Source organism: Peribacillus sp. TH27, assembly GCF_016650915.1.
GTDB classification, from domain to species: Bacteria; Bacillota; Bacilli; order Bacillales; family DSM-1321; genus Peribacillus; species Peribacillus butanolivorans.
On the sequence record NZ_JAEKEV010000002.1, the window covers coordinates 4,261,309 to 4,282,877 of the forward strand.

At 38.6% G+C, this 21,569-nt stretch carries 16 protein-coding genes; 12 read left to right on the top strand and 4 right to left on the bottom strand.

The window, feature by feature from the left end:
* Window positions 1–39 precede the first annotated feature (39 nt).
* Entirely contained in the window at window positions 40–1,713 is a 1,674-nt protein-coding gene (locus JFU24_RS21885; RefSeq protein WP_201250482.1) for a ribonuclease J, read from the bottom strand.
* Window positions 1,714–2,138: 425 nt separating this feature from the next.
* On the opposite strand from JFU24_RS21885, the gene JFU24_RS21890 reads away from it, so the two are divergent.
* The 3 genes from JFU24_RS21890 to JFU24_RS21900 all read left to right on the top strand — a co-directional run bounded on the left by JFU24_RS21890 (window position 2,139) and on the right by JFU24_RS21900 (window position 4,629).
* Window positions 2,139–2,795: a hypothetical protein gene (locus JFU24_RS21890; RefSeq protein WP_242485383.1), complete on the top strand. Its 657-nt coding sequence runs from the start codon at window positions 2,139–2,141 to the stop codon at window positions 2,793–2,795.
* Window positions 2,796–3,071: 276 nt separating this feature from the next.
* The gene (locus JFU24_RS21895; RefSeq protein ID WP_201223234.1) at window positions 3,072–3,797 is read left to right on the top strand and encodes a sulfite exporter TauE/SafE family protein; all 726 of its coding nucleotides are present in this window, start codon (window positions 3,072–3,074) and stop codon (window positions 3,795–3,797) included.
* 151 nt (window positions 3,798–3,948) lie between these two features.
* Window positions 3,949–4,629, top strand: coding sequence for a hypothetical protein (locus tag JFU24_RS21900; RefSeq protein WP_201223235.1), 681 nt, complete (start codon window positions 3,949–3,951; stop codon window positions 4,627–4,629).
* A gap of 891 nt (window positions 4,630–5,520) precedes the next feature.
* On the opposite strand, the gene JFU24_RS21905 is transcribed toward JFU24_RS21900, so the two are convergent.
* Window positions 5,521–6,432 (bottom strand): TetR/AcrR family transcriptional regulator, encoded by a 912-nt coding sequence (locus JFU24_RS21905; protein ID WP_201186476.1) that lies wholly within the window; start codon window positions 6,430–6,432, stop codon window positions 5,521–5,523.
* Between the two features lie 258 nt (window positions 6,433–6,690).
* Here JFU24_RS21905 and JFU24_RS21910 point away from each other — a divergent pair, with 258 nt between their 5' ends.
* Window positions 6,691–8,139: a DHA2 family efflux MFS transporter permease subunit gene (locus tag JFU24_RS21910; RefSeq protein ID WP_201250958.1), complete on the top strand. Its 1,449-nt coding sequence runs from the start codon at window positions 6,691–6,693 to the stop codon at window positions 8,137–8,139.
* A gap of 182 nt (window positions 8,140–8,321) precedes the next feature.
* On the opposite strand, the gene JFU24_RS21915 is transcribed toward JFU24_RS21910, so the two are convergent.
* Window positions 8,322–10,325, bottom strand: coding sequence for a YhgE/Pip domain-containing protein (locus tag JFU24_RS21915; protein ID WP_201250483.1), 2,004 nt, complete (start codon window positions 10,323–10,325; stop codon window positions 8,322–8,324).
* A 123-nt stretch (window positions 10,326–10,448) separates the two neighbouring features.
* On the opposite strand from JFU24_RS21915, the gene JFU24_RS21920 reads away from it, so the two are divergent.
* The 6 genes from JFU24_RS21920 (at window position 10,449) to JFU24_RS21945 (ending at window position 16,349) form a co-directional block, all read left to right on the top strand.
* Entirely contained in the window at window positions 10,449–11,351 is a 903-nt protein-coding gene (locus tag JFU24_RS21920; protein WP_201250484.1) for a LysR family transcriptional regulator, read from the top strand.
* 352 nt (window positions 11,352–11,703) lie between these two features.
* Entirely contained in the window at window positions 11,704–12,696 is a 993-nt protein-coding gene (locus tag JFU24_RS21925; RefSeq protein WP_201186470.1) for an ABC transporter substrate-binding protein, read from the top strand.
* Between the two features lie 22 nt (window positions 12,697–12,718).
* Window positions 12,719–13,726: a FecCD family ABC transporter permease gene (locus tag JFU24_RS21930; protein WP_201250485.1), complete on the top strand. Its 1,008-nt coding sequence runs from the start codon at window positions 12,719–12,721 to the stop codon at window positions 13,724–13,726.
* Window positions 13,719–14,750 (top strand): FecCD family ABC transporter permease, encoded by a 1,032-nt coding sequence (locus JFU24_RS21935; protein WP_201250486.1) that lies wholly within the window; start codon window positions 13,719–13,721, stop codon window positions 14,748–14,750. Before JFU24_RS21930 ends, JFU24_RS21935 begins: the two co-directional genes overlap by 8 nt.
* 9 nt (window positions 14,751–14,759) lie before the next feature.
* Complete coding sequence (locus JFU24_RS21940; RefSeq protein ID WP_201250487.1) at window positions 14,760–15,557, top strand: ABC transporter ATP-binding protein; 798 nt, start codon at window positions 14,760–14,762, stop codon at window positions 15,555–15,557.
* Between the two features lie 3 nt (window positions 15,558–15,560).
* Window positions 15,561–16,349 carry an alpha/beta hydrolase gene (locus JFU24_RS21945; protein ID WP_242485384.1) on the top strand — a complete coding sequence of 263 codons (789 nt, stop codon included), beginning with the start codon at window positions 15,561–15,563 and terminating at the stop codon, window positions 16,347–16,349.
* A 312-nt stretch (window positions 16,350–16,661) separates the two neighbouring features.
* On the opposite strand, the gene JFU24_RS21950 is transcribed toward JFU24_RS21945, so the two are convergent.
* Window positions 16,662–17,204 (bottom strand): AAA family ATPase, encoded by a 543-nt coding sequence (locus JFU24_RS21950; protein WP_201250488.1) that lies wholly within the window; start codon window positions 17,202–17,204, stop codon window positions 16,662–16,664.
* A gap of 253 nt (window positions 17,205–17,457) precedes the next feature.
* Between JFU24_RS21950 and JFU24_RS21955 the strand changes: the two genes are divergently transcribed.
* Window positions 17,458–18,804, top strand: coding sequence for a 3' terminal RNA ribose 2'-O-methyltransferase Hen1 (locus JFU24_RS21955; RefSeq protein ID WP_201250489.1), 1,347 nt, complete (start codon window positions 17,458–17,460; stop codon window positions 18,802–18,804).
* A gap of 2 nt (window positions 18,805–18,806) precedes the next feature.
* Window positions 18,807–21,398 carry a polynucleotide kinase-phosphatase gene (locus tag JFU24_RS21960; protein WP_201250490.1) on the top strand — a complete coding sequence of 864 codons (2,592 nt, stop codon included), beginning with the start codon at window positions 18,807–18,809 and terminating at the stop codon, window positions 21,396–21,398.
* Window positions 21,399–21,569: the final 171 nt, after the last annotated feature.

Here is a 21,569-nt window from a genome sequence, read left to right on the forward strand (position 1 = left end):
ATGTAGTCGAGTTCCATTTTTGTGAGCTTTCGATTGACGCTAAATTTCAATGATTATTGGAAGGATCATTGGTTTCTTCTTCGTTTGGTTATAGAGATATTGTCCTATTTCCTTCTTAATAGTTTGTTTAATGATATTCCAACGGTATATTTTATCACTTTGTAATTCGTTGACTGTTTTCGTGACAAGGCGATTTACCTGTCTAAGGAGATCTTCGGAATTTTGAATATATACAAATCCACGGGAAATGGTATCCGGTCCTGACACTATTTTTCTTTCCGTTTTGCTTAGTGTTATGACAATTACGAGCATCCCATCCTCAGAAAGCTGCTTTCGGTCCCGGAGTACGATCTCTCCTACATCGCCAACGCCCATACCGTCAACAAAGGTATTGCCAGCAGGAACTTTTCTGGTTTGAAGGGCGACCGAGTTATCAATATCCACGACATCGCCATTATTGATAACGAAAATATTGTCCTTCTCTACCCCGACAGACTCAGCTAATATTCGATGTTGGTGCAACATCCTATATTCACCGTGAATGGGTATGAAATACTTAGGCTTCATCAGGGTAAGCATGAGTTTTAACTCTTCCTGGTAGGCATGTCCAGAAACATGCATGCCTGTTACACTTCCTGATCCGTAAATGACTTTTGCCCCCAGCTGAAACAAGTTGTCGATGATACGTGAAACATCCCGTTCATTTCCGGGGATTGGAGTGGAGGCAAGAATCACTGTATCATCAGGTAATATACTCATATCGCGATAATTCGAACTGGAAAGGCGAGACAGGGCAGCAAACGGCTCCCCTTGACTTCCCGTACATAAAACCGCGACTCTTTCAGGAGCATAGTTATCGACTTCATGTGCTTGGATCAGCATCCCATCAGGAATATCGAGGTACCCACGCTCCATGGCAACAGATACGACGTTAACCATACTTCGTCCTAATAAGGCGAGTTTTCGGTTTGTCTTCCGGCAAGCGTTCACAACTTGTTGGACGCGATTAACATTTGAAGCAAAGGTAGATAGAAAAACTTTCTGTTTAGCCTGCATAAAGGCCTCTTCAATATGGCTACCAACAAGATGCTCTGAAGGACTTGAGCCAGGGCGTTCAGCATTAGTACTTTCAGATAATAAAACCAAGACACCTTCACTCCCGATTCTGGCCATTTTATGAATATCAGGATATTGCTTATTCATAGGAGTTAAATCAAATTTGAAGTCCCCTGTGTGAACCACTGTACCTTCTGGGGTATGTATGGTGACTCCTAGACAGTCGGGTATACTATGATTAGTTTTGAAAAAATCTAGATTTAAATTACCAAATTTAATCTTTGAATCAGAGTCAATCTGAATTAATTCAGTATCACCCAATAGTCTATGTTCTATTAATTTTAATTCAATTAAACCAAGTGTTAAACGTGTGGCATATATGGGTACATTTATTTTTTTTAAGATGTAGGGGATACCCCCTATATGATCTTCATGCCCATGAGTCACAATTAAAGCGCGGATATTATTTATATTTTCCTGCAGAAATGTAATATCAGGAATAATTAAATCAACTCCTAATAAACTTTCATCTGGAAACTTTGCACCACAGTCGATAATAATAATATCGTTTGAATATTGGATCACATACATGTTTTTACCGATTTCATTTACTCCGCCTAAAGCTAATATGGACAAAGCATTATCTTTCGTACTCATTTTTAGGCCCTCCTTTTATAGCAATAATGGTTAGTCTTTCCTTATGTATCCCGTATAATTACTGAGAATTGTTTTGTGAGGGAATTTAGGATTATGCTCCATTTTTAAAGTAGGGGACAAAATAGGCCTATTCATAAAATGACGAATAAATACAATGCATATAAACAACAAAAACAGATGGCTAGCTAAATCAGTTATTCCATCGAAACAGAAAATTAGCTTTTAGTCTACGATCTGTTAAGAAATGGCTTATTGAAGAATTTGTTGGAATGCCATAGACATGTTGAATCGCGGAGGAAAATTTCACTTCAAAAAGGGTTGCTTCGGCAACTTTTTTCGTATGCATCTGAAGAGACCTTTTGGGTATAAGGTTTGTTATAATAAGTTGAATCGTGTTGGAAAAGTTATAGAAATGAGGAAAAGATTTGAAAAAGGTATCACTTGTTATATTTTCTATTTTATTATTATTAGGGCTATTGGGTTGTGAAGCTGAGAACAAGAAAGCCAATTCTGAAGAAAAAACAGTCAAAGAAGATGAGGAAAAATCAATCAAAGAAGATGAAGAAGTTAAATCACTTTATACGATCGACAGTTATATGAAGTCAGTAGAAGAAAACCTTGAAGCAAAATCGGAAACATTAATCAGAAAAATGCAGGAGTTACATAAATACACCATTTACTCTAAAGTGGAATTATTGGATTTTGTAGCATTTGTAGATGACCCTTCAGAGTTTGACTTATCCATTACTATGTTCTCAATGGATAGACAAGCTAATGAAGTCTTTAACGAGGGTACGGATTCTACTATCTTTGCAGGCAGTCTGGATATGATTGGAAATGTAAGATACACCCACCTGTTAGGTAATCAAACAGATGACTTTTGGGATTTCTACGAAAACAATGAAGAAGAACTTAACCTTGCAGAAAAACAAGCGTTTGCTACTTGGGTCGCAGATTGCTGGAAAAAAGCAGATGGACAATCAATCACATTGCCAGCCTACTTTTCTCTTCACGATGATTATGAATCCTTTGATTTAAAGAAAAATCAATGGGTTACAGATGATGAGAAATGGTCTTATTGATACATAAAAGGAAGGGCCTTCAATTATGAAGGTCTTTCTTGTTCATACATCGGTTACAAATACCAAAGTAAGCATGCCTAAAGAATTGCACTATATAATGAAACTTTAGTTTTAAGATGTTAATTCAAATTGGGTTTGGGTTTATTGTTCCCCTCTAATTAAGATACATATATTGTAAGCTATTACCTAACGAGAGGGTATATGAAATTAGAAGAGAAAAAGAAAAAGTACAGCAAAGAAAAGAAGAGATAATTTTTAAAATAGGGGGTTTGTACTTTGGGGACTGCACTAATTTTCATATGCATTGTATTGGTGGCTTCTATACTGCAATCAAGTACAGGTTTTGGTTTTTCCATAATGGCGACACCTTTCTTACTAATGTTATTCCAACCGCAAGAAGCCATACAAATAAATATTATTTTATCTTTAGTTATTTCAATATCATTAATTTTGAAGATACGAAATGACATTGATTTTATACTATTAAAAAGATTTATATTAGGAAGTATAGTTGGCGTACCATTGGGTGTTTTAATCTTTGTTTCAATTAACATTAATGCTTTAAAATTAGGGATTAGCATACTACTTTTAATATTAACATTGTTACTGATAGGCAATTTTAGGGTTAAACCAACACAATTTAGGGATTTCATAGTTGGCGGGATATCAGGTGTTTTAACGACAAGTATCGGTATGCCTGGCCCTCCGTTATTGCTTTACTTTACAGGAACAGATACTGAAAAAGGAAAGTTAAGAGCAACTACCTTAGCATTTTATCTCTTTATTTATTTCATCAGTCTCATAACCCAAATAATCTTTACTGGAACCAACAAAGTAATATGGGAATCAAGTCTTTATGCAATTCCAATTGTATTTCTGGGTTTGTATATAGGTCAAATTATTTTCAAACGGCTAAACCAAAGGGTATTTAGAATATTTACATATATCCTTTTAATTTTTACAGGGATTTATCTTTTACTGGAAAGTTTAAAAGCGTTATAGAAGTAGGCGTCCTTATTTTTATACTAAATTTCAACTGGTAGAGTGATCGACACTTTTTTTATACATATGAGTTTGACAGGATTTTCCGATGTATAACAGCGAATATAATTAAGCGTAGTTTGTTCAGAGGAAGATAAAGAGGAGGGTTATGTTGACATCAAAACAAGAATTAGCTGTAATGAACAATGTTGTCTGGTGCGGAATTATAAGTAAACTTCATGGATGTCGAATTAGGAGTGGAAATAACCTCTGGGGTTTGGATAAAAAAGCTCCGACCTATTATCCCGATGTCATTACATTGAGTAATGATGTATGTAACGATGAATTCTTTAATTTTATAGAGGACTCACAAGCAGAGTTTATTAAAGACAGTTTTTCATCCTTAAAACTAGGAGATAACTTTGAACTTTTATATGAAGCCAGTTGGATTTACCATAAACCTGCAATTGTTGAAGATGTTGAAAAGGCAGCATACAGGAGAATCATCTCAGAAGAGGAACTTCAGTGCTGGACATCGGTTTCCGGTTTAAACGGCATTCTGTTACCGGATATCTTATTTCAGCCTGATGTTGTTGTATATGCAAAAGAAGGAGATGAAATAACTGCTGGTTTTATTGCTAATGGCAGTGGAGACACGATTGGCGTATCAAATGTTTTTTCCTCTGGAAATGCTGCTGCATCCATATGGAGAGATATTGTTCATGTAATCAGTCAAAATCATGTAGGCAAGCATTTAGTCGGTTATGAGCAGGATGAAAATCTTAGTGCAGCAGTGGCAGCGGGGTGGGAAAATGTTGGGTATCTGAGTGTATGGAGAAAACGGAATTTATAGCAAGTGGGTTACAGATGATGAAAACTGGTTTTAGTGATATCCACAACTGACCATTTTCCTTCACATGAATGCACAATTTCTGCACATGCAAAACACCTCCGATTTTTCGACCGTGGCCAGGAACAATTCAACCTTTAGAGAGATAATTCGTCCGTGGCCAGGAATAATTCGACCTTCAGAGAGATAATTCGTCCGTGGCCAGGAATAATACGACCTTCAGAGAGATAATTCGTCCGTGGCCAGGAATAATACGACCTTCAGAGAGATAATTCGTCCGTGGCCAGGAACAATTCAACCTTCAGAGAGATAATTCGTCCGTGGCCAGGAATAATACGACCTTCTGAGAGATAATTCGTCCGTGGCCAGGAATAATACGACCTTCTGAGAGATAATTCGTCCGTGGTCAGGAATAATACGACCTTCAGAGAGATAATTCGTCCGTGGTCAGGAATAATACGACCTTCAGAGAGATAATTCGACCGTGGCCAGGAATAATACGACCTTCAGAGAGATAATTCGTCCGTGGCCAGGAATAATACGACCTTCAGAGAGATAATTCGTCCGTGGCCAGGAATAATACGACTTTCAGAGAGATTAATCGTCCGTGGTCAGGAATAATTCGACCTTCAGAGAGATAATTCGACCGTGGCCAGGAATAATACGACCTTCTGAGAGATAATTCGTCCGTGGCCAGGAATAATACGACCTTTAGAGAGATAATTCGTCCGTGGCCAGGAATAATACGACCTTCAGAGAGATAATTCGTCCGTCGTTACAAATAAATCGACTTTCCATCATTTCATAAATTAGAAAAAACAGTATGTGTTCAATAACATACTGTTTTTTCTTTGTCTTTAGTTTTTAGGTTAGCCCATTCATTTTCATCAGACTTTATATTTCTTGTTCTAATTGGCTCAAGCAGAAGTTGATATTTTCTTCGAAATTTTCAACATATTGCTGGGCAATTGTTGCGTATTGGGTTTTTAAGGTGTTCAGCAAACTTTCTATCAAAAATTGGCGTGGTTTGCTGGATTGCGTTATCTCTTCATGGATGAAATCAATCAGTTCAATTGCTTTGGCTCGATCTTCGCTGCAAGGTAGAGCTTTGTTTGTTGCTTTTTTCAATGCCAAGGTAGATTGCATCAGATCATTGTGGCTGGTATGAAGATTGCACCTGAAATTAGGAATCCATGTATCAATTAGCTCTGGGTCAAGAATCTGCTCTCCGCTTTCAGCTACCTCATTGACTATATGGACGATTCGGTTCATGCAGTAACGGATGACTTTTATTTCCGGTGAACTGATAGTTTTGGCTTTATAATTAAAATGATTCAAGTGGGTCATCATCCCAAGAAAGAGAATGGCGCTATCTAACAGATACGGTTTTTTGGTTTCCCCAAATATATCGAGGAACCGACTATACACCCAGCGTATGCTTAATAATTGGATTCGGTTGATGAATTGTTTTAATTCATCGTCGTTAGACACACGCACTTCTTCGATCAGGATAAGTAATTTACTTTGTTTGTTCACCATCATATGCAGTTCCAACTGCTTAATAAAGATTTCAATATCGGCTAAATCTTGACCAATTAATAGTTCTTCACGGGCTTGGTGAATCTTCTTATGGTAGGAACGGAATATAGCTATAAATAATTCACCCTTCGAAGGGAAATAATTATAAAATGTACCCTTAGAAATGCCGCTGCCGTCTAAAATGTCCTGGATGGACGTGGCTTGATATCCTTTTTCAATAAACAGCTTATGAGCTGTATCGATGACATTCTGTCTTCGATTATTCATCAAATCACCTAATTTCCATTATACTGCCTGTATAAATGTAATCGTACTCTATTTTCTATTACAGTACAAACCCTTATTTAAACCAGTAAATTTTTATTGCAAAAATTGAACTAGAGGTATATTATAGATTTTATGCAGATTGGATTATACCAGTCGTACAATAAAATGAACTATTAGTTTGAATGGAGGAATAGATAAAAAGTGAGTACTGCTCAAATTACTGAAAAAAAGGGCTCATATGGTATCCTGATTATTTTAATGGTCGCGGCATTTATATCCATACTGAATTCGACCCTTTTGAATATTGCACTACCATCAATTAAAACAGACCTTGGAATTGAGACGTCTACGGTCCAATGGCTGACAACAGGATACATGCTGGTGAACGGAATCATGATTCCTACAACCGCCTTCTTAATAAGAAAATATTCGGTGCGTAATCTGTTCTTGACAGCCATGCTGTTATTTTCAATCGGGACGATTGTTGCAGGTGTAGCACACGTATTCCCGCTGTTATTAGGCGCGCGGATGGTTCAGGCTGCTGGTTCGGCGATTATGATGCCATTATTAATGAACGTTCTTTTAACTGCCTTCCCTGTTGAAAAACGCGGCTCGGCGATGGGATTGTTTGGTTTAGTCATGATGTTTGCTCCTGCTATCGGGCCGACGCTTTCAGGCTGGATTATCGAACACTATGATTGGAGAATGCTTTTCCACTTTATTACTCCTCTTGCTTTACTTATACTAATTTTTGGTTTCTTTAAACTTAAAGACAAGAAAGAAAAAGTTGATATCAAAATTGATATTCTATCTGTCATTTTATCAAGCTTAGGCTTTGGCGGCCTGTTGTATGGATTTAGCTCAGCAGGCAGCAAGGGCTGGGATAGCCCTTTGGTATACGGAACATTAATTGTTGGTGCCGTTTCACTGGTCCTTTTCATTACACGCCAGCTTAAAATGGAAACACCGATGCTTGAATTCAAGATTTTTAAACATCCAATGTTTGCTTTATCTGCAACCATTTCGATCGTACTAAATATGGCAATGTTTTCAGCGATGATCTTAATGCCGTTGTACACTCAAACGGTCCGAGGTATTTCCCCGTTCGATTCGGGATTATTGATGCTTCCAGGTGCTCTCTTAATGGCAATTATGTCACCAATAACAGGCAAACTCTTTGATAAGTTCGGAGCGCGTATTCTTGCTTCTCTTGGTTTGCTTATCACGGTGATTACGACGTATTTCTTCAGTAAGCTGACAATGGATACATCATATACACACATAGTACTATTGTTTTCAATCCGGTCATTCGGGTTGTCGATGGCAATGATGCCTATCATGACAAATGGTTTAAACTCGCTCCCAGCCCGTATGAATCCGCATGGTACAGCCATGAATAACACGCTGAACCAGGTTTCCGGAGCAATCGGTACAGCACTACTTGTTACGGTCATGTCTAACCGGTCAGCTTCGACTGGTGAGGATCTTATGACTAAAGCGATGAGCAAATTAACAGGTCAGCCTACTACTGAGATGATGAATCAAATGCAGACCCAAATCGGGATGCAGGCCATGTTGGATGGAATTAACTTTTCCTTCTTTGTGTCTACCTTTATCGCAGCTGTGGCGCTGATTTTGGCATTATTCATTAAGCGTGCATGGCCGGCAAAAGATAAGCCAGCTGAAAAAGCTGATCAGACTGCATAATCACAAGTAATGTCTGAATGACTAAATGGTACAGATAATCATTTTAGAATAGGTTATAGATTAAGGCATGGTCATGGCGGTTTCCTTTTCGGAATATGCTTGTGATCATGCTTTTTTTGCAAGTAAAAGCGGAGAGATAAAAAAGCAGTGCCATTTCTAATCGAATGGCACTGCTTTTTAGGTTATGACGCTATATCTTCTGAATTCACCTTTGCATGCTGGATATGACTCGTAATCCAGCCAATTACTGCTGCAGAAACGAGATAGGCGAGTAAAATCCAAATCTGGGTTTGTAAGTTTGACCAGCCGCCTAATGAAATGACTTCTTGTAGCTCCTGAAGGGAATGAGCCATAGGTAAAAATTGACCGATTTGTGTTAAAATCGACATTCCAAGTTCACCCGGGAATGTTCCACCGCAAGTAGCTAATTGAAATACAAGAAGGGTCACGGCTGCGAATTTGCCGACGACTCCGAATACGGTTACCAGCATAAGTATGAAAGTCATGAAGGTAAATGAAACGATGATGCTTGATAGAATAAATACAGGAACGCTAGCCACATGTAAATGGAATCCAAGGAGCACAACTGCATCCACGAGAAGTGCCTGAATCAAGCCGATTACATAAACTAGCCCCAATTTATTCGTAAAATGAACGGTTCCGGTAACCTTGAGATTCTGTCTACGGCCTAGCGGCAGGATATTGGAAGCCATAATGCCGCCTACATAAAAGGCTAGAGACAGAAAGTAAGGAGCGATTCCGGTTCCATAGTTTGGAACTTCCGAAAGATTGGATTGGACCAATTGCACAGGTTCAGAGAACATCGAAGTGGTAGAATCGCTGTACTGAAGGCTTGCTGTTTTATCCGCGGCTTCATTAAGTTTGGAAGATAACTTGTTTGAGCCCGTTTCTAGTGAAGCAAGTCCATCCTGAAGTTCCGTTGATCCACTGGCTAGTTGACTGCTTCCGCCAGCAAGTGAAGTGATTCCGGTGTTTAGAGTGGAAAAGCCACTTGTCCATTTTATAAATCCGTTTGTGAAAAGGCTTGCTCCCTCGTTTAATTGCTTAGCACCTGAGGTAGCCAGCGCCATTTTATCACCAAACGTTTTCATACCAGCCTGAAGGGCGACTTGCCCATCTGCCACTTTTGCCGCTCCTTGCCCCAATTGCTTTTGCCCAGCGGTTAAAGTAGTGGCCGCATTGGATAATCCATCAGATAAGGCAAGGATTTGCTTGAAGTTTTGATCTTGCTTTGCTTCGGGATGACTTTGGGCATATGCATCCAATTGCTTCTTAAGGGTACTTGCTGTACTTTCCGCCTGTTCCTGTCCTTGAACCAATTTTGCATTGCCAGCTGACAAGTCTTTAACTCCCTTGCTCACCTTGTTCATACCATTTTCTAATGTTTGTTGTCCATCTGTTAGCTGTTTCATGCCGGTATACAAGGTCTGGGAACCTGATGTTAGACCTTCCGCGCCAGTAGATAAGGCATCTTGTCCGTCCGAAAGCTGGGTGCTTCCTGTACGTAGCTTCTGGGCACCATCATTTAATCTCTGAATTCCATCTGTTAATTTCTCACTGCCGCTTTTCGCATCGACAGTTCCTTGATGAAGCTCCTCGGCTCCATTTCCGGCGTCTGCTAAGCCTTTAGAAACATCTTGGAATTTGGAAAGAATGCCTTCTGAATAGCCTTTCGTGATGCTGGCATTGATTTTGGTGGTCATTTTTTCAACTGCAGTTGTACTAATTTGTGAGGCAACGAAGTTTTTACCCGGATTAATTTTAAATAAAAGTTTAGCGGCTTCCGGTTTTTCATCCATTAAAGTGGTGACATTTTCAGAAAAATCATCTGGAATCGTGACAACCATATAGTAGGTGCCCTCTTTAAGTCCTGTATCTGCCGCCTTTGCCGATACAAAGTGAAAGTCCAATTCTTTCTGCTTCTTCAATTGTTTAACAAAGTCATCTCCTGCCTCGATTGGCTTATCGTCCATTTCGGATCCTGTATCGAGGTTGACCACTGCAACAGGTAGCTGATCCAACTTACCGTAAGGATTCCAATACCCTGCTAAAAAGAAACCTGAGTAAATCAATGGAACGACTAAAAGAAAAATCAAGGCGATTCTTCCGTGTTTATGTTTCCACATTGCTTTTATGTCTTGAAGTACGAGTTGTAATCCTTTCATTAATGAGCCTGCCCTTTCTAACTAAATGAGATTATTTCATCATAAGGGCTTTTTTAAATACTGTATAATACATAATTAGTTATATAATAATAGATTTGAATCTATACGAAACGAGTGATAAAAATGGAAATGTTACAGCTGCAGTATTTTCAAACCGTAGCACGCCTAGAACATATGACGAAGGCTGCGGAGCAACTTCAAATTGCTCAGCCGTCTCTCAGTAAAACCATTTCTCGTCTTGAAGAAGATTTGGGAGTGGCGTTGTTCGATCGGGAACATCGAAAAATAAGGTTGAATGCGGCCGGAAGGATATTCTTGAACCGTGTCGAACGAGCTTTTGCAGAATTAAATGAAGGAAGGCGCGAGATTGTGGAATTAGCGGACCAGGATCAAAAGAATATTACGTTGGCTGTTACCATTCCAAGAGTGCTGCCTGATTTGCTGGGGACATTTTTATCAGAATATCCAGATGTTCGTTTTCAACAATTTCTTAAATCTGTATCTTCCATGAAACAATTGCTTATTGAAGGGGAGATTGATTATTGCATTTCGTCCGTTCCGATTGAAGGCCCCGATATTAAGTGGGAACCGCTGATAACGGAAGAAATATTTCTGATTGTGCCTCCCGATCATCGACTAGCAGGGAGGGAGTGCATTCATCTTAATGAAGTGAAAGACGAAGCGTTCATTAGCATGAACACAGGTTTTGGATTCCGCAACTTAACGGATCAATTTTGCCAAGAAGCTGGATTTATTCAGAATATTGCATTTGAAGGTGATGAGCCGGCTGTTATCTCAGACCTTGTCAGAAGGGGCTTAGGTGTCGCTTTTGTATCAGAGTTAACTTGGCTGCACCAAACCGGGTCGCTGTCACATAAAATTCGAATAACAGAACCTGCTTGCCAAAGGACGATTGGATTGGGATGGTCGGAAAAGCGATACTTTACACCAGTTGCTAAGCAATTTCGCTTATTTGTTATGGATTATTTTTCTACTATCTCTAAGGAGCTTAAGGATTCACTGTAGATGAACACTAGCCTCTATATAGTTGATTATTTTTAGAGAAACTACATGTTAAGTGAAAAGAGAAGGTAGAAGGTGGTTTGCAAAGCTAAGTAATTTACACACAAACAAACAAAAAAGAAGTGAAGATGTCATAACCTGATTGCATCTTCACTTCTTTTTGTTGTGACTTTTTATAATTTTATTACATGAAACAACGCCTTTATTACTTTTAGTTAAGTATTAGAATATTTATTTTTTCAAAATATAATTGCGGAACGGTCATCTTTAGATTATCATTGATATTGATAATCATTATCAATAAAAAGTTAGTTAGGCCTAATTCTATCATTTTATTAAGGAGAGGGATTTTACAATGACGAAGAAAAAGTATGGATTGATTGGGGCATCAACACTTTTAGCTTTAAGCTTGGCGGCATGTGGTGAACAGGAAGAGGAAGCAGCTACAACTTCGGTTACAACAGAGGAGACTGCAGGTACAGAGAAATCAGCACAAGGAGAAGATGCTACTGAACAAACAATTACATATCTTGGGGAAGATTATGTTTTACCAGCAAAAGTAAATAATATTGTTGCAGCAAGTCTTGAATCGATGGAGGATGCAGCGATTTTAGGTGTGAAGCCTGCCGGGGTATTAGCTATTGCAGATGCAATTCCAACTTATTTAGCAACTGACTTAGATGGTGCAGCATTAGTAGGGGATAAATTTGCCCCGAATAATGAAGCGATTTTAGCATTAGATCCGGATGTTATTTTAGGCTCATCTAAATTCACTGAGGATGTTTCGGAACAATTAAACAAAATAGAGACAATGATTCCATACTCTCATATTTCTACTAATTGGAAGGAGAATTTGCAGTTATTAGGTCAATTAACAGGGAAAGAATCAGAAGCGGATACCATCATTGCCGACTATGATACAAAGGCTGCTGAGGCGAAAGAGAAGATTGGGGAATCATTGAAAGATAAAACGATCTTAGTGCTGCGTATTCGTGCAGGAAGTGTTTGTGTATACCCAGCAGATGTATATTTAAATCCAGTTATTTATGAAGACTTAGGTGCAACAGTTCCAGAAATTATTACGCAAACAAAGGCACAGGCAGAGCTATCATTAGAAGCTTTAGCCGATATTAATCCAGATTATGTTTTCGTACAGTTTGATAAAAGTGAAAATACTGACAATCTAACTGCTCTTGATGATTTATTAGATAATCCAATTTTCAAAAACATCGAAGCAGTTAAAAACGATCAAGTATTTGTGAATGCAATTGACCCATTAGCACAAGGTGGAACAGCTTGGTCAAAAGTGAAATTCTTAGACGCTGCAATTGAAAACTTACTGAATTAAAAATAAGGTGCGATGAATTGAAATGAACAAAACAAATTGGATAGCTTCTATTATTCTTATAACTTCTCCACTGTTCATCGTACTGGCAATTGTTTTATCCGTCTTATATGGTGCAAAGGATATTGATGCATTAACTGTTTGGCATGCGATTACACAATTCGATAAGGGTAATGTTGACCACAATATTATCATAACATCGCGATTACCACGTGTAATCGCTGCTTTATGTGTTGGAGCATTTTTAGCTATTTCGGGTGCTGTGATGCAAGGTGTTACACGCAATTATCTTGCTGACCCATCGATAATGGGTGTAAATGACGGATCGGCATTTGTTATTACGCTGGCAATGGTATTTTTTCCTGGTCTACCGAATTATCAAATGATTTTATTATCAATGGTTGGTTCTGCTATTGGAGCAGGTTTAGTTTTCGGATTTGCTTCCCTTTTAAAAGACGGTTTCTCACCAGTTAGGCTAGCGATTATTGGAACAATTATTGGGACATTTTTAAGTAGTGTTGCCACAGCTGTTGCGATGTATTTTCAAGTTTCGCAAAGCGTCAGCGTCTGGTATAACGCGAAAATACATACTGTGAATCCTGAAATGTTATGGCTTTCCATTCCTTTTGGTATATTGGGGCTTTTACTTGCTCTATGCATTGCTAAGTCAGTGACGATTTCCTCGTTAGGTGATGATATTGCAGTTGGTTTAGGGCAGCGAACAAAATGGGTGAAAATAATCAGTATGTTATCTGTTGTATGTTTGACTGGAACGGCGGTTGCACTAGTCGGGAAAATTGCTTTTGTTGGTTTAGTCATTCCACATCTTACACGTTTTATCGTCGGTATGGACTACCGTTTTGTTATCCCATGTTCGGCAGTAATAGGTGCCACCTTTCTAGCATTATGTGATGTAATCAGTCGATTTATTAATTTCCCGTTTGAAACGCCTATTGGTGTAGTAACAGTTATTATTGGTGTCCCTTTCTTTCTTTATTTAATTCGAACAAGAGGGGGAGAACGTCATGGGTAAAGGAGAATTAGGTCGTTTCATCACAACGATGTTCGTTTTTATAGGATTAACATGTATTGCCTTTTACTTTCATATTACCAACGGAGCATTTGATATGTCCGTAATGGATATTATAAAAACAATTCTTCGGATAGATATAAATGAAAAATATGATTTAGTTATTTTCGAATTTCGTTTGCCTCGTATTGTCATTGCAGCATTGGTAGGGATTGGACTAGGTATAGCAGGTACTGTAATGCAAGGCGTAACGAGAAATGACTTAGCAGATCCAGGTATTTTAGGGATTAATGCAGGTGCTGGGGCAGCGATCGTTATTTTTATGTTCTTCTTTCAAATATCTTATAGTAATGGATTAGGAGATAGCTGGTTTTCTATTTTGATAATGCCACTTTTTGGCTTTGTTGGCGGGGCTGCAGCGGCGGGATTAATTTATCTTTTTTCATGGAGAAATGGCGTTTTAGATATGCAAAGACTCATTTTAACAGGGATTGCTATAAGCAGTGGTTTTGGTGCATTGTCACTATATATTTCACTGAAAATGAAAGCTCAGGATTATGAAATGGCGGCAGTTTGGAGCGCAGGTAGTATTTATAGTGCCAACTGGTCATTTGTTATTTCTATCATACCGTGGATTGCGATTTTGGGATTTGTAATATATAAAAAAAGTCACTTGCTCAATTATTTTCAATTAGAGGAATCTAGTGTAAAAAGCTTAGGGATAAGAGTCGAAAAAGAAAAATCCATTTTGCTGTTAAGCAGTATTGGAATTGTAAGTGCTTGTGTATCGGTATCAGGAAGTATTGGTTTTATCGGATTAATAGCACCGCATATTGCCAAAAGATTAGTCGGAATTAACCACCGCTATGTAGTTCCGACAAGTGCAGCTGTTGGCATGTTTTTACTTGTTTTTTCAGATTTTTTTGCAAAAACATTATTTGAGCCATCAGAGCTGCCTGTTGGAATTGTTGTATCCATTATTGGTATTCCGTACTTTTTATATTTATTAGCGAGATCTAGAGTATAGGAGGTCCCAATGACAAACGCTGTATTACGTGTAGAACAATTATGTTCTGGTTATGAGAAGCAAACCGTTTTCAAGAATTTGAGTACATCGATACAAGAAGGTAAAATTACTACCATTATCGGGCCAAATGGATGTGGGAAATCTACGCTATTAAAAACGGTGGGAAGAATCCTAAAACAAAAAAGTGGTAAAGTATTTTTGCAGGAACAAGATATGCAAGCAATCTCAACAAAAGAAATTGCCAAGCAGTTAGCACTGCTATCACAAAACCCTGAAGCTCCACCGCAATTAAAAGTGGAAGAGCTTATATCATATGGCCGTTTTCCGCACCGAAAAAGAGCAGGCACTCTTTCGAAAAGAGATTTAGAAGTCATTGAATGGGCGATGAAGATAACGAAGACGAGTGAATTTCGGTCAAGAGAAATCAATCAATTGTCAGGTGGACAACGACAGAAAGTTTGGCTTGCGATGGCTTTAGCACAAGAAACAGACATTTTGCTACTCGATGAGCCAACAACTTATTTAGATATGTCCCATCAGCTTGAAGTGCTGAAAATTGTGGATAAACTTAATAAAAAACATCATTGTACAGTCGTGATGGTTCTTCATGACATAAATCATGCAGCTCGGTTTTCAGATGAGCTTATTGCCATGAAGGATGGGGAAATTATTACTGTTGGAACACCGAAAGAGATTTTAACACAAGAAGTAATGAAACAAGTATTCCAGATTGATGCGAAAATTATGATCGATGAGGAAAATGGCTCACCAGTTTGCTATGGATATGAAACATTAATGGAGGAATGAGAGTTGGCTGATAAAATTCAGTTAGACGAAACAGAACTTTGGCAAATAGAATCAAAAATAATGGAATATACGTATGACGTGAAAGTATCTCTACCGAAAGTAGCCCCACCAGAAAAAGGATTTCCTGTTTATTATCTGTTGGATGGTCATGCGTATTTTCAATTTGGACGTGATGTTGTAAAGCTACAATCGAGAAATGCACCGAAAACATTTATTTCACCGGCCATCGTTATAGGGATTGGCCATCATGGAGTAAATGAAGAGGTAAACGAGCGAAGATTTTATGAATTCACTCCTCCAGCAGCACAATATATTTACCCAGAGCGACTAAAAGGAAGAGATATTGGGATACATGGTGGTGCTGAAAGATTTCTTGCTTTTTTGGAACAAGAATTAATGCCAGTAGTTACACAAAAATACCAAGTGGACGTAGAAAAACAGGCGTTATTTGGCCATTCGTTAGGAGGCTTGTTTGTACTTTGGACCTTATTTAAACGTCCAGACCTTTTTCAATATTATTTAGCATCGAGCCCTTCGATCTGGTGGAATGACCACGAGCTATTCACGTATGCAGAGCAATATTATAAGAACGCTGTAACACATGAGAATAGGAAGCTGTTAATCACTGTTGGAAGTGAAGAGACATTTATGGTGGATGATGCAAATCAATTATTTATTAGTTTGCAATCGATGGAACAATTAGAAGTAAAACTGTATATAGCACCGGAGGAAAATCACGCTTCAGTAGTGCCAACGATAATGAGTAGAGCATTTCGATATATCAATACGTAAGGAGGGGGCTATGGATACTATTAAGAGTTTATATGTATATCGGTGACGGATCCATTCGTTATAGGATTCTTTCTTCCTTACATATTTTCATATAGTATCAAATTTTTAGTCTCAGCCACAGTAAAGTGAATAAAGGCATTATGAAAAATAAAAATCCCCCTCTGTTAAGTAGATGGGGATTATTTGTTCAATTACAAGGATGATAGGACGAATTATCCTGCTCAACGGTCGAATTATCTTTCTGAAGGACGAATAAATGGCGCAAAGGCCGAATTATCCTGCAACGGTCGGATTATCTTTCTGAAGGACGAATTAATTCATTCGCAGATTTTGCACATACTCTAAAGCAATTTCCACCCGTTCTTGAACTGTATAATCTCCTTCAATCCTTAATAAAGGACAAGTTAAGCCTGACATCCATTGTTCATGTGAATGCTTGCTCCTTACTTCCATTCCAGCCTCGTCATATAGGGAGGCCCACTCTAAAAAGTTATTATATTGATCGAAATGGCTGCCTCCAACTAAAATTTCCTTGCCATACCTTTGTGCCTCTCTTTTCTGCAGCATTTCTATTCTTATATTTTTTGGAATCCATAAAAATATAACTAAATCAAAATAACCTATAAATTCATCACCCCACCCGCATAACGAACCCGATAGTATCCAATCATCATAAGTTAATAAATCTTTTCGGAGTATTTGTTTTCTTTCTTTTACTTCTCTTTTTTCACTAAACTTATGCAGCCAGTAATAATCATCTGTATCAAAATGAACTGTCGATATGGAGTTTGATAATGCTTTTCCGAGAGTTGTAGTTCCTGAACCTGAAGCACCGATAATATGTATTTTTTTCATTCTTTTCTCTTCAACTCCGAATCTTTTTTATGATAGGTAATAAATATTCCATTATATAATAAAAGATTCCTTCCTCATGACCAGAGCCTATTTTTACATGCTTCTAAAAGATGCTCCCTATCAGAGTATAATGTCGTAGTTGAAGCTGATAAGTCTTCATTATGTGGTAATATTAGTTGTTATAATAGGAAATTAAGAAAGACTTTTACTTTAGCTTTTTTAATGAATGAAGTGTTTGAAAGGAGTGTTCCAAATGCAGTTAACGATTCAGGCTTCAGGCGACAATGTACAAGCTATATCTTATTTATTGTCTAAGAACCCGAGTAATTTATATGAGAGAAATCATAAAGGCCATTTAGTGCGCCTTTTTTATAGCAAGTTTACAGAAACAGAACTGGAAGCGACGATTTTTGTTACACCTGACCCGATCGAATTGGTAAAAGGCAATTCCAATTCCTATGACATTACTCATTACATAAATGATCGGGAGTTTGCGGTAAGCAGCATTTTTTGTTCATTGATTAGGTCTGCACTGGGGACAGCTTTGAACGGTCAGCCGAAGGAAGAGCATACAGAGTGGGTGAATCATCCGTTTTCGTTTCAGTTCGAGTTTGGCCCTGTGGTTTCTTCTCTTTCTGATAACCAATTAAAGGATTTATTTGAGCCGATTGGTTATGAAGTGATGATTACCCGTCCGGAAATTGAGTACTCTTTCCAAATTAAAGATAAAAGCTCGGCAAGATCCATTTCTTTAAAAGGAATGAAAACACTACAAGACGGGTTAAGGCATTTGTTTGTATTGATTCCGGTCATCGATAACTATAAGCACTACTACATTGATGAAAAAGAAATTGAAAAGCTTGAGAGATATGGAGACGGGTGGCTGAAGGATCATCCGATGCGAGATTATATCTATCGCCAATCACTTAGATTTAAGGAAGTATACAGCATCGTCGAGAACAGGAAACCTGAAGAGAAGAAGGAAGAAAAAGAAAGCAAGGTTCGGCTGAATGATCTTCGCTATGAAAAAATCGTTGATACAGTCAGTCAAATGAATCCAAGAAGCATCGTGGACTTCGGCTCTGGTGAAGGGAAACTTTCAGTACGCCTTGGTTTTGTAGAAGGGATAAAAGAAATCCTGGCTGTTGAGCCGTCCCAAACTGCTGCCATTAAAGCCTTAGGACGATTCGAGAAAGTGAAAAATAAAGAGAAATTTGTGGTTCCTGAAACACTATGGGGCTCACTCTTCTACTATGATGAAAGATTAAAGAACAAGGATGTCATTATCTTGTGCGAAGTCATCGAGCATATCGACGAGTACCGTCTGCCTAAGGTGCTGGATACGATATTACATGACTATCAACCGAATGCCCTGATTATTACAACGCCAAACCGTGAATATAACGAGGTATACGATATGGAGGATGTTCTTCGACACAACGATCATCGTTTTGAGTGGACAAGAGCTGAATTTCGTCAGTGGTGTACAGAGCGAAATCACTCTGATATCTATAGCCTTAAATTTGAAGGAATTGGTGAAGAGCATGATACATATGGTTATCCGACACAAATGTGTGTGTTTGAAAGAAAGGAGGACTAACTATGCAAATCGTATTGCCCCATGCAGGAATTGTCTTGCTGATTGGACCATCCAATAGCGGTAAGTCAACATGGTTAAAAAGCATGATTGAAAAAGAAGAGATTCTGCCTTCAGAGGTCGTTAGTTCAGATGCCTTTCGGGTATTGGTGAGTGATATTGAATTTATTGATTGGCGGGGCAGACCAAAGGATGAAGCGGACAATCTGATGGATGAATACCAGTCCATTTCAGGCGAAGCATTTTCCATGATGGATTCCGTCATTGAAGCAAGATGCCGATTAAATAAATTAACCTTTATTGATGCGACCAATCTTCACCCAGATGATCGGAAAAGATATATCTCTTTAGCTCAAAAAAATAATGTCCCAATCCTATCGATTGTTCTGGATATACCTGAAGAGGATCTGCTTGTCAGAGATGAACAAAGAGAACATCCACGCGGAAAAAGACGTATTAAACAGCAATACCAGACGTTCAAAAGGGAAAAGCGCGTCCTAAAAAAAGAAGGGTATTCGTCTCTTTACACGTTAAAGGGAACAGAAGATATTCAGGTAAGCAGACGTACAAATCCAATTGAAAAAGACATCCAGAATGGGATCGACATCATTGGGGATATTCATGGCTGCTATAAGGAAATGATCCTCGTCCTTGAAAAACTAGGCTATCAAAAAAATGAGGAAGGCCTCTATCTTCACCCCGAAGGTCGGAAGTTTGTTTCCATTGGGGATGTCATGAGCAGAGGACCAGAGTCACTTAAAACGATGCTCTTTTTCTATGAACATGTTCAAAAGGACGTTGCCTATATGATTGACAGCAATCACGGCTGGAAAATTGCTAGATGGCTAGATGGAAGAGACGTAACATTAAATCATGGCGATGAAAAAGTGGAAGAAGAATTTAAAGCGTACGAAGAGGAGTTTGGAAGCGAAAAAGCAGAGGAAACGAAACAGACACTTAAAGAATTCCTCCTTCAAGCTCCTTCCCATTATGTATTTACCAAGAATGATGTACAGTCTTTAGTTTGTGTTCATGCCGGAATCAAAGATGCTTTCATCGGAAAGCAGTCTGAAGCTGTTCGTGACTTCTGCCGTTACGGTGATACGAATGGATTTGATGAAAAAGGAAAGCCAGTGCGTAAAGATTGGTATATTTCTCATAAGCAAAGCTCGCTGATTGTCTGGGGACATGATCCGAAGCCACAACCGCTGCTAATTAACAATACCATCAACATCGATCAAGGTGTTGTCTTTGGCGGAGCATTAACAGCTTTACGCTATCCGGAGGGAGAATTCATTTCGGTACAAGCGAGTCAAGATTTTTCAGGAGCCGATGACAATCCCCTAAGAGAATGGGAGAAAAACCGTTTGAATCCGCCGAATATTGGCAAGTTCATCAATGGGTATTCAGTATTGACAGAAAAAATGGGTGAGATTAAAATTCATCAGGATATTGTAAAGCCTGCGATTGATACGGTATCACATTTCACGATACCGATTGAACAATTAATCTATATCCCGCCTACAATGAGTCCAACACCAAGTCCCTCCTCTTTGGAAAATTATTTAGAGCATCCCAAAGAGGCAATCGATTATTACAGAAGCCATGGGATTCAAACCATGATTGCTGAAAAGAAACATATGGGGAGCCGGGCGATTCTTTTTCTATTTAAAGATACTGAAGCCGCTAAGAAGCATACAGGTATCGAATCTTTGGGAGTTATTTATACCAGAACGGGCAGACGTTTCTTTGACGTCGCGACGGAGGAAGAACTGGTCTTGAAAATCAATCAAGATTTGCATGAAAGCGGCTATTTTGAAAAGTACGATACGGACTATGTGCTCCTGGACGCTGAAATCATGCCCTGGAACCTGAAGGCAAAAGAGCTCATCAGCAGCCAATATGCCCACGTTTCTGAAAATGCGATTCTTGATCGAACGATGCTGAAGGAAAAAATAGCGGAAGCAGCTCGTGAGAATATGGAGTTAAAAGGATGGTTGGAAGAGTATGAGCAAAAACTTGAAAATGCCTATACTTTTAAAGAAGTCTTTCAAAAGTATTGCTGGGAGATTGAAGATATAAACTCTATACAAATCGCTCCATTCCACGTGCTTGCTCATAGCAATGAAACCTTTTTTGATCAGCCACATACATGGCATATGGAGATGAACAGGGAGTTTGCAATCCGTTCTAGTTTATTTATAGAAACGGAATACAAACTAATCACGAGTGAAGCAAGTGAAGAAGATGTCATTAAATGGTGGCAGGATATCACAAGCGAAGGCCATGAAGGCATTGTAATCAAGCCGGAATTCTACATTTCAAGAAATAAAGGCAAGCTATTGCAGCCCGCAATTAAAGTAAGGGGAAGAAAGTACCTTAACATTATTTATGGAATGGACTACTTGCTACCGAAAAATCTTGAGCGGCTGAAAAGCAGGAATACAGGCAAAAAGCAAAAACTAGCGCTGAGAGAATTTTCGCTGGGAATCGAAGGCATTCGAAGATATGTAAAAGGTGAATCGATAGAGAGAGTCCATGAATGTGTTCTAGGAACATTGGCCATGGAATCGGATCCTGTGGATCCCAGATTGTGATAGGTAAGTGGAAGTATGTTTTTCAGGTTCTTCGTTACTTAAGGAGTACTTGAGTTTAAAAAGAGGGGTTGCTGCGGCAACCTTTTTCTTTTTGAACTAAAGAAGGTTAGATATTAAAAATAGCTGTTTAAGTGGGGGGAACGGTTTTTGTTATAATAAATAATTAAAAAA

What these genes read in the sequence shown, in the direction of transcription:
- JFU24_RS21885 (WP_201250482.1), bottom strand. Translation starts at nt 1,713, where the DNA reads ATGAGTACGAAAGATAATGCTTTGTCCATATTAGCTTTAGGCGGAGTA.
- JFU24_RS21905 (WP_201186476.1), bottom strand. Translation starts at nt 6,432, where the DNA reads ATGAATAATCGAAGACAGAATGTCATCGATACAGCTCATAAGCTGTTT.
- JFU24_RS21910 (WP_201250958.1), top strand. Translation starts at nt 6,691, where the DNA reads ATGGTCGCGGCATTTATATCCATACTGAATTCGACCCTTTTGAATATT.
- JFU24_RS21915 (WP_201250483.1), bottom strand. Translation starts at nt 10,325, where the DNA reads ATGAAAGGATTACAACTCGTACTTCAAGACATAAAAGCAATGTGGAAA.
- JFU24_RS21920 (WP_201250484.1), top strand. Translation starts at nt 10,449, where the DNA reads ATGGAAATGTTACAGCTGCAGTATTTTCAAACCGTAGCACGCCTAGAA.
- JFU24_RS21925 (WP_201186470.1), top strand. Translation starts at nt 11,704, where the DNA reads ATGACGAAGAAAAAGTATGGATTGATTGGGGCATCAACACTTTTAGCT.
- JFU24_RS21930 (WP_201250485.1), top strand. Translation starts at nt 12,719, where the DNA reads ATGAACAAAACAAATTGGATAGCTTCTATTATTCTTATAACTTCTCCA.
- JFU24_RS21935 (WP_201250486.1), top strand. Translation starts at nt 13,719, where the DNA reads ATGGGTAAAGGAGAATTAGGTCGTTTCATCACAACGATGTTCGTTTTT.
- JFU24_RS21940 (WP_201250487.1), top strand. Translation starts at nt 14,760, where the DNA reads ATGACAAACGCTGTATTACGTGTAGAACAATTATGTTCTGGTTATGAG.
- JFU24_RS21950 (WP_201250488.1), bottom strand. Translation starts at nt 17,204, where the DNA reads ATGAAAAAAATACATATTATCGGTGCTTCAGGTTCAGGAACTACAACT.
- JFU24_RS21955 (WP_201250489.1), top strand. Translation starts at nt 17,458, where the DNA reads ATGCAGTTAACGATTCAGGCTTCAGGCGACAATGTACAAGCTATATCT.
- JFU24_RS21960 (WP_201250490.1), top strand. Translation starts at nt 18,807, where the DNA reads ATGCAAATCGTATTGCCCCATGCAGGAATTGTCTTGCTGATTGGACCA.